The sequence below is a fragment of the Sphingomonas sp. BK580 genome (assembly GCF_014194975.1).
GTDB lineage: Bacteria > Pseudomonadota > Alphaproteobacteria > Sphingomonadales > Sphingomonadaceae > Sphingomonas.
The window spans coordinates 102,932-117,684 of the sequence record NZ_JACIAY010000006.1 but is presented as its reverse complement, the minus strand read 5'-3'; the positions used below and the strand labels follow the sequence as shown (position 1 = coordinate 117,684).

17 protein-coding genes are annotated in these 14,753 nt (G+C 71.8%); 7 read left to right on the top strand and 10 right to left on the bottom strand.

Annotated elements, in window-relative coordinates; genetic code table 11:
• The first annotated feature begins 300 nt into the window (after nt 1–300).
• From FHY05_RS12465 to FHY05_RS12440, 6 genes are all read left to right on the top strand, one after another.
• Nucleotides 301–879, top strand: coding sequence for a hypothetical protein (locus tag FHY05_RS12465; RefSeq protein WP_183944715.1), 579 nt, complete (start codon nt 301–303; stop codon nt 877–879).
• A 52-nt stretch (nt 880–931) separates the two neighbouring features.
• Nucleotides 932–1,846, top strand: a complete 915-nt coding sequence (locus FHY05_RS12460; protein WP_183944714.1) for a sulfite exporter TauE/SafE family protein — start codon at nt 932–934, stop codon at nt 1,844–1,846.
• Entirely contained in the window at nt 1,843–2,607 is a 765-nt protein-coding gene (locus FHY05_RS12455) for a TIGR02186 family protein (RefSeq protein ID WP_183944713.1), read from the top strand. Before FHY05_RS12460 ends, FHY05_RS12455 begins: the two co-directional genes overlap by 4 nt.
• A gap of 78 nt (nt 2,608–2,685) precedes the next feature.
• Nucleotides 2,686–4,368 (top strand): ATP-binding protein, encoded by a 1,683-nt coding sequence (locus tag FHY05_RS12450; RefSeq protein WP_183944712.1) that lies wholly within the window; start codon nt 2,686–2,688, stop codon nt 4,366–4,368.
• Between the two features lie 86 nt (nt 4,369–4,454).
• Complete coding sequence (locus tag FHY05_RS12445; RefSeq protein WP_183944711.1) at nt 4,455–5,429, top strand: aspartyl protease family protein; 975 nt, start codon at nt 4,455–4,457, stop codon at nt 5,427–5,429.
• Between the two features lie 61 nt (nt 5,430–5,490).
• Complete coding sequence (locus tag FHY05_RS12440) at nt 5,491–6,900, top strand: M20/M25/M40 family metallo-hydrolase (protein ID WP_183944710.1); 1,410 nt, start codon at nt 5,491–5,493, stop codon at nt 6,898–6,900.
• 201 nt (nt 6,901–7,101) lie between these two features.
• Here the strand turns inward: FHY05_RS12440 and FHY05_RS12435 are convergent, their stop codons facing one another.
• From FHY05_RS12435 to FHY05_RS12390, 10 genes are all read right to left on the bottom strand, one after another.
• Nucleotides 7,102–7,740 (bottom strand): cell wall hydrolase, encoded by a 639-nt coding sequence (locus tag FHY05_RS12435; protein WP_183944709.1) that lies wholly within the window; start codon nt 7,738–7,740, stop codon nt 7,102–7,104.
• 172 nt (nt 7,741–7,912) lie between these two features.
• On the bottom strand, nt 7,913–8,248 hold the full coding sequence (locus FHY05_RS12430) for a DUF1491 family protein (protein ID WP_183944708.1): 336 nt from the start codon (nt 8,246–8,248) through the stop codon (nt 7,913–7,915).
• A complete protein-coding gene (locus FHY05_RS12425) occupies nt 8,245–8,706 on the bottom strand; it encodes a PaaI family thioesterase (protein WP_183944707.1) in 462 nt (153 codons plus the stop codon). Before FHY05_RS12425 ends, FHY05_RS12430 begins: the two co-directional genes overlap by 4 nt.
• On the bottom strand, nt 8,693–9,163 hold the full coding sequence (locus FHY05_RS12420) for a PTS sugar transporter subunit IIA (RefSeq protein WP_183944706.1): 471 nt from the start codon (nt 9,161–9,163) through the stop codon (nt 8,693–8,695). The genes FHY05_RS12425 and FHY05_RS12420 overlap by 14 nt, the downstream gene beginning before the upstream one ends.
• Nucleotides 9,164–9,193: 30 nt before the next feature.
• Nucleotides 9,194–9,784: a ribosome hibernation-promoting factor, HPF/YfiA family gene (gene hpf, locus FHY05_RS12415; RefSeq protein ID WP_183944705.1), complete on the bottom strand. Its 591-nt coding sequence runs from the start codon at nt 9,782–9,784 to the stop codon at nt 9,194–9,196.
• 54 nt (nt 9,785–9,838) lie between these two features.
• Nucleotides 9,839–10,534 carry a DNA polymerase III subunit epsilon gene (gene dnaQ, locus FHY05_RS12410; protein WP_183944704.1) on the bottom strand — a complete coding sequence of 232 codons (696 nt, stop codon included), beginning with the start codon at nt 10,532–10,534 and terminating at the stop codon, nt 9,839–9,841.
• Between the two features lie 8 nt (nt 10,535–10,542).
• Nucleotides 10,543–11,136, bottom strand: coding sequence for a dephospho-CoA kinase (coaE, locus tag FHY05_RS12405; protein ID WP_183944703.1), 594 nt, complete (start codon nt 11,134–11,136; stop codon nt 10,543–10,545).
• Between the two features lie 7 nt (nt 11,137–11,143).
• The gene (locus FHY05_RS12400; RefSeq protein WP_183944702.1) at nt 11,144–11,959 is read right to left on the bottom strand and encodes a shikimate dehydrogenase; all 816 of its coding nucleotides are present in this window, start codon (nt 11,957–11,959) and stop codon (nt 11,144–11,146) included.
• Nucleotides 11,956–12,543: a nucleoside triphosphate pyrophosphatase gene (locus tag FHY05_RS12395; protein WP_183944701.1), complete on the bottom strand. Its 588-nt coding sequence runs from the start codon at nt 12,541–12,543 to the stop codon at nt 11,956–11,958. The genes FHY05_RS12400 and FHY05_RS12395 overlap by 4 nt, the downstream gene beginning before the upstream one ends.
• Nucleotides 12,544–12,548: 5 nt before the next feature.
• On the bottom strand, nt 12,549–13,379 hold the full coding sequence (locus tag FHY05_RS12390; RefSeq protein ID WP_132908428.1) for a pyruvate, water dikinase regulatory protein: 831 nt from the start codon (nt 13,377–13,379) through the stop codon (nt 12,549–12,551).
• A 320-nt stretch (nt 13,380–13,699) separates the two neighbouring features.
• On the opposite strand from FHY05_RS12390, the gene hemE reads away from it, so the two are divergent.
• Nucleotides 13,700–14,740 carry a uroporphyrinogen decarboxylase gene (gene hemE, locus FHY05_RS12385; protein ID WP_183944700.1) on the top strand — a complete coding sequence of 347 codons (1,041 nt, stop codon included), beginning with the start codon at nt 13,700–13,702 and terminating at the stop codon, nt 14,738–14,740.
• The last annotated feature ends 13 nt before the right edge of the window (nt 14,741–14,753 follow it).

Below are 14,753 nucleotides of genomic sequence, written 5' to 3'. Positions count from 1 at the left end.
TCCCCCGCGCCCCATCACGCCGCCATCGCAGCACGGCTGGCGCCCAGCGCGGAGCGACTCCTTGCTCGGGGTTCCTCCCGTCCGATCGCGGCGCCCCGCCCGATCGCATCGAGTCGGCGGGCCGGCGCATCCAGGCTGATCGTCGTCGCGGACGGCGTGACGCCGCGAGATCCGGGCCCGGTCAGCCCGCCCGCTCAGCGGGGGAGCGGAACGCTCATCGCGCCGCCGGCGCCAGTCGGCGTCGGCGTTCTCCCGGCCGCAGCCGGACCGATCCCGCGATGGTCCCAGACCGGCTGGCTGTTGCTCCGTGCCGGCACGGCGACGAGCACCGCCGCACCGCAGCTCGGCGGCGCGCAGCTGGGCGTACGCGTCGCACGGGCGCTCGACGACCGGGGACGGCTCGCGGTCTCGCTGCGGCTGGTGTCGGCGCTCCGGGCGCGCGAGCGCGAGGCGATCGCGGCGGTCGAGTGGCACCCGCGCGCGCTGCCGTTCCGATTGCTCGCCGAGCGGCGCGTCGGCTTGGTCGGACTGGGCGGCGGCTGGGGATTGGGTGCGACAGGTGGGGTGAGCGATCGTCCGCTGAGACACGACGCGCTTCTCGACGGTTATGTCCAGGCGGGTCTGATCGAGCGACGCGGCGGCTACGTCGACGGCGCGGTGACGCTCGAACGCCCGGTGACGCGGCATGGCGACACGATGCTGCGGCTCGGTCTCGGCGCCTGGGGTGGGGCGCAGCGCGGCGCCGAGCGGCTCGACCTCGGCCCGACCGCGACGCTGCGGCTAGGCCGCGCGCGCGCCTCATTGGCGTGGCGCGCGCGTGTCGCCGGGGACGCGCGGCCGGGCTCGGGCGCGACGCTCACGTTCGGGATCGACCATTAGCGGCGGATGCGGTGGCGTCGGCGCGCCGAACCGGCTAGCGGCTGGGAGCGCCATGGACATCTACCTGCCGATCGCGAACCTGTCGGTGAACGCGCTCGTGATGATCGCGCTCGGCGCGGGCGTCGGGCTCCTCTCGGGCATGTTCGGGGTCGGCGGCGGCTTCCTCACGACCCCGCTGCTGATCGTCTACGGCATCCCGCCCACGGTCGCCGCCGCCTCGGCCGCGACTCAGGTGACGGGCGCGAGCGTCTCGGGGGTGTTCGCGCACGTCCGCCGCAACGGCGTCGACACGCGCATGGGCACGGTGCTGGTGATCGGCGGCGTACTCGGTTCGCTGTTCGGCGCCTGGCTGTTCCGGCTGCTGCAGCGCTGGGGACAGATCGATACCACGATCGCCATCACCTATGTCCTGCTGCTCGGGTCGATCGGGCTGCTGATGCTGCGCGAGGCGGTGAGCGCGATCCTGGTGGCGCGCGGTCGTCGCGCCGCGCCGCCGCGTCGCCGCCGCCACCACCCTCTGGTCGCGTCGCTGCCGTTTCGCATGCGCTTCTACGCCTCGGGGCTGTACATCTCCCCGCTGGCGCCGCTGCTGCTCGGCTTCTTCACCGGCATCCTGACGATCCTGCTCGGCGTCGGCGGCGGGTTCGTGCTGGTCCCCGCCATGATCTACCTGCTCGGCATGGCGACATCGGTGGTGGTCGGCACCAGCCTGTTCCAGATCCTGTTCGTCACCGCCGCGGCGACGATGGTCCACGCCACCACCACGCGCGCGGTCGATATCGTGCTCGCGGCGCTGCTGCTGGTCGGCTCGGTCGTCGGCGCGCAGGTCGGCGCGCGGTTCGCCGCACGCGCCAGGCCGGAGTATCTCCGGCTCGCGCTGGCGATCATGGTGCTGCTGGTGGCGGCGCGGATCGCGCTCGGGCTCGGCTGGCGCCCCGACGAGATCTACGCGGTGGAGCTGTCGTGAGGCGCGCCGCCTGGGCGCTGGCGCTCGTCGCGCCGCTGCTCACCGCGCAGAGCAAGCCAGTACTGGTGCCCGACGTATCGCAGCGGGACATCGAGATCGCGTACAGCTTCACCGGCGCCGAGCTGCTGCTGTTCGGCGCCATCCTCTATCCCGGCGGCCGAGTCCCCACCGGCGAGCGCCCCGCCGACATCGTCATCGTGGTGAAGGGGCCGACCCAGTCGATCACCATCCGCGAGAAGGAGAAAGTGGCGGGCATCTGGGTCAACGCGGGGCGGCTGCGCTATCGCTCGGCGCCGTCCTTCTACGCGCTGGCGTCGTCGCGCCCGCTCGGCCAGCTGGTCGACGCGCGCACCCGCGCGATCTACGAGCTCGGGCTCGACAGCCTCCAGCTCTCGCCCGCCTCCGCCGCGCCGACCGAGGTGCAGGACCGCTTCACCCGCGGGCTGGTCGAGCAGCGCCGCCGCGCCGGGCTGTTCTACGAGGCGCCGGGCGCGGTCGAGATCACCGACGGCGTGCTCTACCGCGCGCGGGTCGCGATCCCGGCGCGCGTCCCCGTGGGCCGTTTCACCGCCGAGACCTTCCTGATCCGCGACGGTCGCGTGCTCGCCGCGGCGGTGCGCGACATCGACATCCGCAAATCGGGCCTGGAGCGTTTTGTGGCCGCCGCGGCGCAGCGCCACGAGGTCCTCTACGGGCTCACCGCGGTGGCGCTGTCGGTGCTGCTCGGCTGGGCCGCGGGACGGTTCGCGCAGCGCGCCTGAGGCGCCCGCCTCCATCCTATCTTTACGAAGCTCCCGTACCGCTGGCCTTCGCGAACTCGCAGGGAAAAGTAGCTTCGTATGAACGACATCGTCGGCCAGGGCGAGTTCCGCGCGGCACTCGCCGCGGCCTTCCCGGACGCGCCGCTCGCGGCGCCCTCGCCCGCCGGCCCGGAGCCGCTCGGCTATGTGCTCGAGATCGCGGGCGGGCAGGGCGAGCTGGTGCTCGACTCGCCCTCGCTCGCCGCGCTCGCAAGCCACCCCGACCCGCTGGTCGCCAGCGCGGGGCAGGTCGGCGGCCAGCTCAAGGTGCGCGCCGGCGCGATCTGGCTGGTGGCAACGGTGCGGACGGTGCGGCTGGCGCGCGGCCAGGCTGACCAGGTGATCGCGGCGGTCGACTTCATCGGCGAGGGCGAGGTCGAGCGGCTGACTGGCCACCTCCACCATTTCCGCCGCGGCGTCACCGCCTTCCCGCTGCCGGGCGCGGAGGTGTTCGCGGTGACCGGGGCGGACCTGGAGCAGGTCCACGCCGCCTCGGGTCGGGCCGCGATCGCGATCGGCACCGTCCACCCGACGCGCGACGTGCGCGCCTCGCTGTACGTCGACTCGCTGCTGGGCAAGCATTTCGCGCTGCTCGGCTCGACCGGCACCGGCAAATCGACCGCCGCGGCGCTGATCCTCCATCGCCTGTGTCGCCTCGCGCCGCAGGCGCACGTCGTGATGATCGACCCGCACGGCGAGTACAGTACCGCCTTCGCCGACGAGGGCGCGCTGTTCGACGTCTCGAACCTGCAGATGCCCTATTGGCTGATGAACTTCGAGGAGCATTGCGAGGTGCTGCTCACCAGCGCCGGCCCGGAGCGCCAGGTCGACGCCGACATCCTCGCCAAATGCCTGCTCGCCGCGCGCGGCAAGAGCCGGCTCGGGCAGGAGATCGCGCGGCTGACGGTGGACGCGCCGATCCCCTATCTGCTCAGCGACCTCACCCAGATCCTGCAGCAGGAGATGGGCAAGATGGACCGCGCCGGCGACACCGCGCCCTATCTGCGGCTCAAGAACAAGCTGGACGAGCTCAAGGCCGACCCGCGCTACGGCTTCATGTTCTCCGGCATGTTGGTGGCGGACACGATGGCGGCGTTCGTCCAGCGCATCTTCCGCTTCTGCGGCGACGGCAAGCCGATCTCGATCATCGACGTCTCGGGCGTGCCGAGCGAGATCACCGCGGTGGTGGTGGCGGTGCTCAGCCGCATGGTGTTCGACTTCGCGATCTGGTCGCGGGCCGAGCCGCAGCGCCCGATCCTGCTCGTCTGCGAGGAGGCGCACCGCTACGTCCCCGCCGGGCGCGAGGAGCGCACCGCGGTCGGCCGCATCCTCGGCCGCATCGCTAAGGAGGGGCGCAAGTACGGCGTGTCGCTCGGGCTGGTGACGCAGCGCCCGTCCGACCTCGCCGAGGGGGTGCTCTCGCAGTGCGGCACGATCATCTCGATGCGGCTCAACAACGAGCGCGACCAGGCGTTCGTCCGCGCCGCGATGCCCGAGGGCGCGCGCGGCTTCCTCGACGCGCTGCCGGCGCTGCGCAACCGCGAGGCGATCGTGTGCGGCGAGGGCGTCGCCATCCCGATCCGCGTCGCCTTCGACACGCTGGAGGACGGCAAGCGGCCCGCTTCCGACGATCCGGTCTTCTCGGAGCTATGGCGCGAGGGCGGCGGCGAGGAGCAGATCGTCGCGCGCACGATCCAGCGCTGGCGCGGTCAGGGACGCTGAGCATCGGGGCAACCACCGCCCCGCACCATCCCACCCGTCGGTATCTCCGCTGGCGCTGCGTCCGGATCGGGCGTAACGTACCTGTCATGGAGAGGTGGCTCGCGCTCATGCTGGCCAGCATCGCCCTGCCCGCGTCGGCGCAGGCGGGAGCGCCCTCGCCTGCGCCGACAGCCGCGCTCGGCGTCGTCCCGGTGACCCTGCCGGACGACCTGCCCGCCGACGCCGGCGACGCGCTCGACTTCCTCACCGCCGAGGATCGCATGACCGTGCCGGTCGAGATCGCCGGCGCGGGGCCCTTTCCCTTCATCATCGACACCGGCGCGCAGCGCAGCGTGATCTCGCGCCAGCTCGCCGCGCATCTCGGCCTCGCCGCCGGGCGACGCGTGCGCGTGGTCGCGATGGCGGGGACGAGTGACGTCGACACCGCCATCCTCCCCACGATCTCGGTGAGCCCGAAGCCGGTCGCGAGAGTCGGCGGCGAGCGGATCGAGGCGCCCATGTTCGAGGCGCGTCACCTCGGCGCACCGGGCATGCTCGGGATCGACACGTTGCAGGGACAGGCGCTGACGATCGACTTCGACGCGCAGCGGATGCAGGTCACGCCGTCGAGCAAGCGCGAGCGGCTCAAGCGCGAACCCGGCGAGATCGTGATCCAGGCGCGCAGCCTGTTCGGCCAGCTCGTCGTCACCAGCGCCACCGTCGCGGGGCGGCGCGTGCGGGTGGTGCTCGATACCGGCACCAGCGTCAGCCTCGGCAATCTGGCACTACGCCGGCTGCTGGCGGGACGACGCGGCGAGACCACGGTGCTGACCAGCGTGCTCGGGGTGCAGATCTCCGCCGACTATGCGCTGCTGCCCGAGATGACGCTGGGGCCGGCCAAGATCCGCGCGCTGCCGATCGCCTTCGCCGATGCCGCACCGTTCCGCGTCTTCGGCATCGACGACAAGCCCGCGCTGATGCTGGGGATGGACGCGCTGCGGCTGTTCCGCCGCGTCCACATCGATTTCGCCAACCGCGAGCTGCGCCTCCTCCTGCCGCGCGACCTGCGCCGCAGCGGCTGAGCCCGGTTGCGCAGCGTCCGCTTCGCTGCGAGGCTGGCGGTGAACGGACGCGGGAGGATCGATGCGCGGGATCGGGGTGGCGGCACTGCTCGCCGGGTTGCTGGCGGGGACGACGACGGCGAGCGGGGCGGCGGCGCAGGCGCGGCCGGACGAGAAGGCTTTCTACGACCTGTATCGCGAGATGGTCGAGACCAACACGGTGGTGAACGTCGGCAGCTGTACCCAGGCGGCCGAGCAGGTCGCGGCGCGGCTGAAGCGCGCGGGCTATGCCGACGCCGACGTGACGCTCTTCTCCACTCCGGAGCATCCGAAGGACGGCGGCGTGGTCGCCGTGCTGCGCGGCAGCGACGCGGCGCTCAAGCCGATGCTGCTGCTCGGCCACCTCGACGTGGTCGAGGCCAAGCGCGCCGACTGGCAGCGGGACCCGTTCAAGCTCGTGGAGGAGGGCGGCTTTTATTACGCGCGCGGCGCGGTCGACGACAAAGCGATGGCGGCGATCTGGGCCGACGCGATGGTGCGCTTCCGGCAGCAGAACTACCGTCCCAAGCGCACGATCAAGCTGGCGCTGACCTGCGGCGAGGAGACCACCTTCGCCTTCAACGGCGCGCAGTGGCTGGCGCAGCACCGCCCCGAGCTGATCGCGGCCGAGTTCGCGCTCAACGAAGGAGGCGGCGGACGGCTGGACGCGCAGGGCAAGCGCCAGCTGCTGGCGGTGCAGGTCGGCGAGAAGGCGGCGCAGAACTTCACGCTTCTGGCGACCAACCCGGGCGGGCACAGCTCCACGCCCGTGCCGGAGAACGCGATCTACGAGCTCGCCGACGCGATCAAGGCGGTGCAGAACTATGAGTTCCCGGTGCGCTTCACCGACACTACGCGCGCCTATTTCACCGCCACCGCGCGGCGCGTCGGCGGCGAGCAGGCCGCGGCGATCACGCGGCTGCTGGCCAACCCGCAGGACCGCGCCGCCGACGCGATCGTCAGCCGCGACAAGGTGATGCACTCGACACTGCGCACCACCTGCGTGACGACGCTGCTGAGCGCGGGTCACGCCGAGAACGCGCTGCCGCAGCGCGCCACCGCCAACGTCAACTGCCGCATCTTCCCGGGCGAGACGGTCGACGGCACGCTCGCCAAGCTGCGCGAGTTGGCGGGCAGCAAGGTGACCGTCACCGCGAACCAGCCGATCCGCCCCACCGCGGTGCCGCCGACGCTCGACCCCAAGATCATCGGCCCGATGGAGGCGTTGGCGAAGAAGCATTTCCCGGGCGTGCCGCTGTTGCCCACGATGTCGACGGGGGCAACCGACGGCGTGTTCCTCGAGGCGATCGGCATCCCGGTCTATGGCGTGCCCGGTACCTTCCTCGAACCCGACTTCAACGGCGTCCACGGGCTCGACGAGCGGATCCGGGTGGAGTCGCTCTACGCCGCGCGGGACTATCTGTACGACTTGGCCAAGACGTACGCGGGCTGAGCGCGGCGAGAGAACACGTTACCTAGCACAAACCGTCCCCGGCGATCGCCGTGGTCGAGCCGGGAAGGCCGTGGTGGATCGCACACCACTTCCGTCGCTGGACCCCCGCGTTCGCCGGGGTGACGACGTCGTTGGGGCTGCCGTGGCCCGATCAGCGATACGCGAGAACGCTCAACCCATCCCTCGCGAGCGCAGCAGCGCTCAGCGGAAGAAGACGTGGTTGCCGATCGAGGCGACGCGCTGGCCGGCGGCGCGGCCGGTGCTGCGGTGGTGGAAATAGAGCGCGTTCGACGCGTCGGTCTCCCACGCGTCCTTCATCGCGACCTTCGCCACCGCCATGGCGGTGCGCCAGTCGTCGTTCGACGGTGCCGCGGGCACCACGCCGCCGCGGACGAAGGAGAACTGGCCCTTCTGGGTGATGACGTCGCACACGCTGCCGCCGAAGCGGCGCGACTTGGTGCGGTTGAGGATCACCTCGGCGACCGCGAGCTGACCGCTCAGCGGCTCGCCGCGCGCCTCGAAATAGATCGCGCCGGCGAGGCAGCGCATGTCCTCGTCGGTGTTCGACGGGATCGACTGGTCCGCGACTGCGGCGGCGAGGGTAGGATAAGCGACCTGCTCGTCCGCCTGCTCGGCGGCGGCCTGGTCGAGGATCTGGTCGGCGCTGTCGGGCGCCGCGGTCGCCGTCGCGGGCACCGCGTCGGCGACGTTGACCTGACTCGCGGTGACGCCCGGGAGCGTCGGCACTTCGGCGGCGAGGCCGGGCGCGCTCTGGAGGGCCAGCGAGACGATCGAGGCAGTGAACGCTGCGAAAGCGGCAGCGCGGGAACCTAAAGGCATTCCACGTCTTGTCTGTGCGGTGGGTACGCGGATACGGTCGCTGAACCAGCGTTAGCTGCTCAAAAGACCGACCGGGTGCCCCCCCGACTGCGTCACCGTTCGGGATCGCACCCCGCATCGGCACAACGCCTGTTGTCGATCCCACCTCGCTACGGGTGAGAGGTTAACAGCGTCAATCAACCAGCATCGTTTCAGCGACGAACCGTTCGGCGTCCGGGACGTCCAGTTCGATCACCCACAGGTCGGGGTCACGACGCCGTCGCAGACGCCAGTAATCTTCCACCGCGGCCGAGTCGCCGTCGCCGGGCCCGGCCGCGACCAGCACGTCGCGGTCGTCGATCCCGCGCATCCGCTCCACCGCGCGCAGCGAGCGGCCCTCGCACAGCAGCACCAGCACCGCGCCCGACTGCGCCTCGCCCGAGGCACGCACCACAGCCATGCCGCCGCTGTCGTTGACTCGCCTGAGCAGCACGCCGACCGCGAGATGGGTGGGCAGCCGCGCGCTCACGCCGCCGTCGCCGCATAGCCGGGCAGGCCGGCGAGCGCGATCCGCGAGCGCATGAAGGTGCCGGTGCCGCGCGCCACCTCCTCGCCGCCGCCCGCGATCAGCCGCGCCTCGGCGACGAAGACGCGCCGCTGCCCGCTGACCCAGCGCCCCTCGGCCACCACCTCGCCCTCGCCGAGCGGGCGCGTGAGCAGCAGGCTGAACTGGGTGGTGAGCAGGAAGCGATCGGTCACCAGGCTGTTGCACGCGTAGAAGGCGGCATCGTCGAGCATCTTGAAGTAGCTGGTGCCGTGCGCCGCCTCGGCGGCGTGGAAATGGCGCCGGTCGACGCGGAAGCGGATTCGCGCCACCCCGGGTTCCGCGATCTCGAGCCGCGACTCGAACAGCTGGTTGATCGGCGCCGCGGCGTACAGCGACTCGAGCGCGCGGTGATGCGCCGCGGCGCCCTCAGGCGGCGTCACGCGTCTCGTCCGCGGTGAGCAGCGCGTAGATCGCGTCGGGCGAGCCCGCGCCGCGCAGCTTCGCGACCAACGTGCGGTCGCGGAAGCGTCGCGCCACGCGGGCCAGTGCCTTGAGATGCGCGCCGCCCGCGTGGGGCGGCGACAGCATCGCCACCACCACGTCGACCGCGACGTCGTCGACCGCGGCGAAGCCCAGCGGCTGCGCCAGCCGCGCCACGATCAACGCGACCCGCTGCATGCCTGCGAGCCGCGCGTGCGGAATCGCGACGCCGCCGCCGAAGCCGGTCGATCCCTCCTTCTCGCGCGCGGCCAGCCCCTCCGCGATCGCGCGCGCGTCCAGCCCCACCCACGGCGCGGCGAGCGCGCCGAGCTGGGAGAAGAGGGCCTTCTTCGACGCCGCGGGCAGTCCCACGACGACGAGCTCGGGCACGAGCAGGTCGCTCAGATCAGTGGTCATGATCGATGCAGGTAGGTGGCCGCGCGACGCTCAGCCAGCGCGCTGCGGCTCGACCCATCCGATCGTGCCGTCGCCGCGGCGATAGACCATGTTGTACGAACCCGTGCCGGCGTTGCGGAACAGCAGCGCCTGGGTGTTGCGCAGGTCGAGCATCATCACCGCGTCGGACACGCTCGCCTCGGGCACGTCGACCCGCGTCTCGGCGATCACCAGCGGCGCGTCGCCGGCTTCCTCCTCGTCGGTCGACTCGGCGAAGAGCGTGTAGCCGGCATTGTCATAGCCGGTGCGATCCTGTTCCGCCTCGACGGCGGCGTGCGCGGGCGTGCGGTCCTTCAAGCGGCGGACGTAGCGACGCAGCTGCTTCTCGATCTTCTCGGCGGCGCCGTCGAACGAGAGATGCGCGTCATGCGCGTCGTGGCGGCCCTTGAGCACCAGCCCGCGGGTCACGTGCGCGACGATGTCGCAGGTGAAGCCGTTGTCGTGCGGGCCCTTGCCGAAGGTGGTCTCGGCGGAGATGGCGCGCGCGAAATATTTGTCAGCGATACCCTGGAGCCGGTCCTGCACATGGGCCTTCAGCGCGTCGCCGATCGCCACCTGGTGACCTGATACCCGGATATCCATAGTTTCTTCTCCATCGTTGCCGGTCGAGCCCCTGCCCGGCTGGTGCTAAGCGCGTCATCCGGACGCGTCGGCCCCCCACAGGGGTTCTTTGACCCCCTTCAGAAACGCGGCGTGCGCGGCCAGTTCCGCCGCGCTCGCCGAAAAGACCCGCGGCGGGCGCGCGCGCGCCGCCGCCGGCGCGGCGCTGACCGCGGCGGCGGCCACCATGATCGGCTCGCTCACCAGCCCCAGCCCGATCTGCCGCCCGCCCTGCAGCTCGACATAGACCTGCGCGAGCAGCTGCGCGTCGAGCAGCGCGCCGTGCAGCACCCGGTGCGAGCGATCGATGCCGTAGCGGTTGCACAGCGCGTCGAGCGTGTGCTTGGCGCCGGGGTGTCGCGTCCGCGCGAGCTGGAGCGTGTCGACCATGCGCGAGCGGCACACCGCGGTACGGCCGCAGCGCTCGAGCTCGCCGTTGAGGAAGGAGAAATCGAACCCCGCGTTGTGCGCGATCAGCGGCGCGTCGCCGATGAACTCGAGCAATGCCTCGACCCCGAGCGCGAACACGGGATGCTTCGAGAGAAAGTCGATGCGCAGCCCGTGCACGCGCGCCGCCTCCTCGGGCATGTCGCGCTCGGGGTGGAAGTAGGCGTGGAAGGTGCGCCCGGTCTCACAGCGGTTGACCAGCTCGACGCAGCCGATCTCCACCATCCGGTCGCCCCCGGCGAAGCTCAGCCCGGTGGTCTCGGTATCGAAGACGATCTCGCGCATGCGCAGCGTTATCGACCCGCGGCGGCGCTGGCGCAAGCGATCAGGCGCAGCACCGCCGCGCGAGTCTCGGCCAGCGGCACGTCGGTGGCGATCACCGCGTCGGCGCGGGCGCGCTTCTCGGCGTCGGGTAGCTGGCGCGCGAGGATCGAGTCGAGCTTGGCCGCGGTCATGCCCGGTCGCGCCAGCGTGCGCTCGCGCTGCACCGCGGGTGCGGCGGACACCACCGCGACCCGATCGACCGCGGCGTCGCCGCCGGTCTCGAACAGCAGCGGCACGTCGAGCACCACCAGCGGCGCGGCGGCGTGGCGCGCGAGAAAGGCGGCGCGCTCGGCCGCCACCGCGGGGTGGACGATCGCCTCCAAGTCGCGCAGCGCGACTTCGTCCCCCAGCACCGCGGCGCCGAGCGCGGCGCGATCGACCCCCGCCGCGCCGATTGTCCCGGGGAAGCGCGCCGCGATCGGCGCGACCAGGGCGCCGCCGGGCCCCTGCAGCCGGTGCACCACGGCGTCGGCGTCGAACACGGGCACGCCCGCCTCCGCGAACATGCGCGCGACCGTGGTCTTGCCCATGCCGATCGAGCCGGTGAGCCCGAGCACGATCATCGCGTGCTCACGCCAGCAGCAGCGCGCGCAGTTCGTCGTCGCGCTCGCGCGGCGGCGCGGCGCCGAAGAAGAGCTCGAACGCGAGCGCGGCCTGGCCGATCAGCATCTCCAGCCCGTCGACCGTGTCGAGCCCGCGTGCCCGCGCGGCGGCGAGCAGCGGCGTCTCCAGCGGGGCGTAGACGATGTCATAGACGATCGCGTCGTCCGGTAGCGGGTCGAGATCGAGCGTCAGCGGCGGCTGCCCCGCCATGCCGAGCGCGCTGGTGTTGACGAGCAGCGCGGTGTCGGGGCGCAGCCGCGCCTCGAGCGGGAGCGCGTCGCCCTTGAGCCCGAAGTTGGCGAGCAGGGCGGCGCCCTTGAGCGGGGTGCGATTGAGCAGGGTCACCCGTCCCGCCCCCACCTTGGAAAGCGCGAACAATACCGCGCGCGCGGCGCCGCCGGCGCCGACGACTGTCACCGGCGCGCCGGCGAGGTCGAGGTCCGCGATCGGTGAGAGGAAACCGGCGGCGTCGGTGTTGGTCGCGGCGAGCGCACCCGACTCGTCGCGGAACACCGTGTTGGCGGCGCCGATCGAGCCGCGCACCCCGCCGGGATCGGGGACATGGTCGAGCGCCGCGACCTTGTGCGGCACGGTGACGTTGCAGCCGCGCCAATCGGGGTCGCGCGCGCGCGTCGCGAAGAAGTGGCCGAGCTCGTCCGCGACCACCCGCTCGGCGCGATAGTCGCCGGCGATCCCCAGCGCCTCCAGCCAGAAACGGTGGATCAGCGGCGACTTGGAATGCGCGATCGGGTCGCCGATCACCTCGGCATAGGGGGTCGTCACGTCGGCAGCACCTCGCGCGTGCGGAGATAGTCGAGCACGGGCAGCAGCGGCATGCCGAGCACGGTGAACTGGCTGCCCGAGACCTTGGCGAAGAGCTGCACGCCCGGTCCCTCGATCCGGTAGCAGCCGACACAACCAGCGATCGCGGGCCATTCGGCGTCGAGGTAGGTCTCGATGAACGCGTCGGACAACCGCCGCACGACGATCCGCGCGGCGTCGACCGCGCGCCACACCGGCCGGCCATTCTCGGCGATCACCGCGGCGCTGACCAGATCGTGGTGCCGCCCCGACATGCGGCTGAGATGGTCGCGCGCCTCGTCGCGCGACGTCGGCTTGTCGAGCACGCTGCCGTCGTCGAGCACCGCGAGGCTGTCCGAGCCGAGCACCAGCGCCCCCGGGTGGCGCGCCGAGACCTTGAGCGCCTTCAATTCAGCGAGTGCGTCGGCGAGGTCGCGCGGGCGCGCGCCCGCCATCGCCGCCTTGAGCGCGGCCTCGTCGGCGTGCGCCGGCTCGGCGGTGAACGACACGCCCGCGGCGGACAGCATGGCGGTGCGCGAGGCGCTCTGCGAGGCGAGGATCAGCATGTCGGTCAGTCCGTGGTGCGGGTGGCGGTGCCGCGGCGCTCGTTGACCAAAGCGATGATCGCCGCCGCGGTCTCCTCGATCGAGCGCCGCGTGACGTCGATCACGGGCCAGCCGTTGTCGGCGAAGATGCGGCGCGCGAAGGCGATCTCGCGCGCCACAGCGTCCTGGTCGACGTAATCGGTCTCGGGCGCCTGGTTGAGCGAGAGCAGCCGGTTGCGGCGCACCTGGATCAACCGGTCGGCGCTGGTCGTCAGCCCCACCACCAGCGGATAGTCGAGCGCGAACAGCGAGGCGGGCGGCGGGCTCTCCACCACGATCGGGATGTTGGCGGTCTTGTAGCCGCGGTTGGCGAGATAGATCGAGGTCGGCGTCTTGGACGAGCGGCTGACCCCGGCGAGGACGATGTCGGCCTCCTCCCAGTCCTCGTGCGCGATCCCGTCGTCGTGCGCGATGGTGAACTGGATCGCGTCGACGCGCGCGAAATAGGCGGCGTCGAGCACGTGCTGGCGGCCCGGGCGCGCCTTGGCCTGCTGGCCGAGCAGCATCGACAGCGCGTCGTTGACCGGGTCGAGCGGCGCCACGGTCGGCAGCCCGAGCGCGCGGCAGCGGTTCTCCAGCGCGGCGCGGGTCACCGGGTTGACCAGCGTGAACACCACCAGCCCGGGGTTCTGCGCGATCTCCTGGAGGATGCGGTCGAGGTGCATTTCGGTGCGCACCATCGGCCAGAAGTGCCGCACCGTCTCGACGTCGTCATATTGCGCCAGCGCCGCCTTGGCGATGTTCTCCAGCGTCTCGCCGGTGGAATCGGAGAGCAGATGGAGGTGGAGGCGCACCATCCTCAGCCGCCTGGGGATCGAACTGTGGACAACATGAGGACGCGCGCTAGCGCAACTCGACCGCGCCGCCAAGCGAGCGCCGCCGCGGTGGATGAGTCCGATTTCATCCACAATGTCGTCCGCAGCCGCGATGTTCCTCCACAGCCTGTGGATAGCGGGGACGATGCGTACCGAATCGCTGACGCCGCGTCGGACTCGCGCGGTCAAGCTGTTGGCATTTCCGGTGACGGCGGATTAAGCCACCGCAACCCACGCGCCATCCGCATCAACAACCTTCTTCGAGATTCTATTCTCTGAAGGGGGCGAGGACGATCTCACCCGTGCCCACCCCACCGATCGAGACCACCAAACCGCTGTTGCGCACGCTGCGCGGGGAGCGGCAGGAACGCCCGCCACTGTGGCTGATGCGCCAGGCCGGGCGCTATCTGCCCGAGTATCGCGCGCTGCGGGCCGAGAAGGGCGGCTTCCTCGCGCTCGCGACCGATCCCGCGGCGGCGGCGGAGGTGACCCTCCAGCCGATCCGGCGCTTCGGCTTCGACGGCGCGATCCTCTTCTCCGACATCCTGATGGTGCCCTGGGCGCTCGGGCAGGAGCTCAGCTTCGGCGCCGGCGAGGGGCCGCGGCTCGCGCCCGCGCTGGTCGACGCCGCGCTGGCATCGCTCGAGGCGGCACCGACGCGGCTCGACCCGGTCTATGCGACCGTGCGCCGCGTCGCCGCGCAGCTGTCGCCCGCCACCACCTTCCTCGGTTTCGCCGGCTCACCCTGGACGGTGGCGACCTATATGGTCGCCGGCCAGGGCAGCCGCGACCAGGAGGAGACGCGGCTGTTCGCCTATCGCGACCCCGCGGCCTTCGCGGCGATCATCGAGGCCGTGGTCGCGCTGACGGTCGACTATCTCGCCGCGCAGCTCGACGCCGGGGTCGAGGCGGTGCAGCTGTTCGACAGCTGGGCCGGCAGCCTCTCGCCCGAGCAGTTCGAGCGATGGGTGATCGCGCCCAACCGCGCGATCGTCGACGCGCTGCGCGCGCGACGCCCGCACGCGACGATCATCGGCTTCCCCAAGGGCGCGGGCGGCAAGCTCCCCGCCTATGCAGCGGGCACCGCGGTCGACGCGATCGGACTCGACGAGACCGTCGACCCCGAATGGGCCGATCGCGTGCTGCCGGCAGGGCTGCCGGTACAGGGCAACCTCGACCCGCTCGCGCTCCGTGTCGGGGGCGCCGCGCTCGACCGCGGCATCGACCGCGTGCTCGCCGCCTTCCCCGAGCGACCGCACGTCTTCAACCTGGGCCACGGCATCGGCCAGCACACGCCGGTGGCGCACGTCGAGCATCTGGTCGCGCGCGTCCGCGGCGCGTAAGGTCCTAGCATGA

Excerpts from the sequence above, each read along its gene's own strand:
- FHY05_RS12450 (WP_183944712.1), top strand. The coding sequence starts at position 2,686 with ATGAACGACATCGTCGGCCAGGGCGAGTTCCGCGCGGCACTCGCCGCG.
- FHY05_RS12440 (WP_183944710.1), top strand. The coding sequence starts at position 5,491 with ATGCGCGGGATCGGGGTGGCGGCACTGCTCGCCGGGTTGCTGGCGGGG.
- dnaQ (WP_183944704.1), bottom strand. The coding sequence starts at position 10,534 with ATGCGCGAGATCGTCTTCGATACCGAGACCACCGGGCTGAGCTTCGCC.
- coaE (WP_183944703.1), bottom strand. The coding sequence starts at position 11,136 with ATGATCGTGCTCGGGCTCACCGGCTCGATCGGCATGGGCAAGACCACG.
- FHY05_RS12395 (WP_183944701.1), bottom strand. The coding sequence starts at position 12,543 with ATGCTGATCCTCGCCTCGCAGAGCGCCTCGCGCACCGCCATGCTGTCC.
- hpf (WP_183944705.1), bottom strand. The coding sequence starts at position 9,784 with ATGGATATCCGGGTATCAGGTCACCAGGTGGCGATCGGCGACGCGCTG.
- FHY05_RS12390 (WP_132908428.1), bottom strand. The coding sequence starts at position 13,379 with ATGGTGCGCCTCCACCTCCATCTGCTCTCCGATTCCACCGGCGAGACG.
- FHY05_RS12445 (WP_183944711.1), top strand. The coding sequence starts at position 4,455 with ATGGAGAGGTGGCTCGCGCTCATGCTGGCCAGCATCGCCCTGCCCGCG.
- FHY05_RS12435 (WP_183944709.1), bottom strand. The coding sequence starts at position 7,740 with ATGCCTTTAGGTTCCCGCGCTGCCGCTTTCGCAGCGTTCACTGCCTCG.
- FHY05_RS12460 (WP_183944714.1), top strand. The coding sequence starts at position 932 with ATGGACATCTACCTGCCGATCGCGAACCTGTCGGTGAACGCGCTCGTG.
- FHY05_RS12420 (WP_183944706.1), bottom strand. The coding sequence starts at position 9,163 with ATGACCACTGATCTGAGCGACCTGCTCGTGCCCGAGCTCGTCGTCGTG.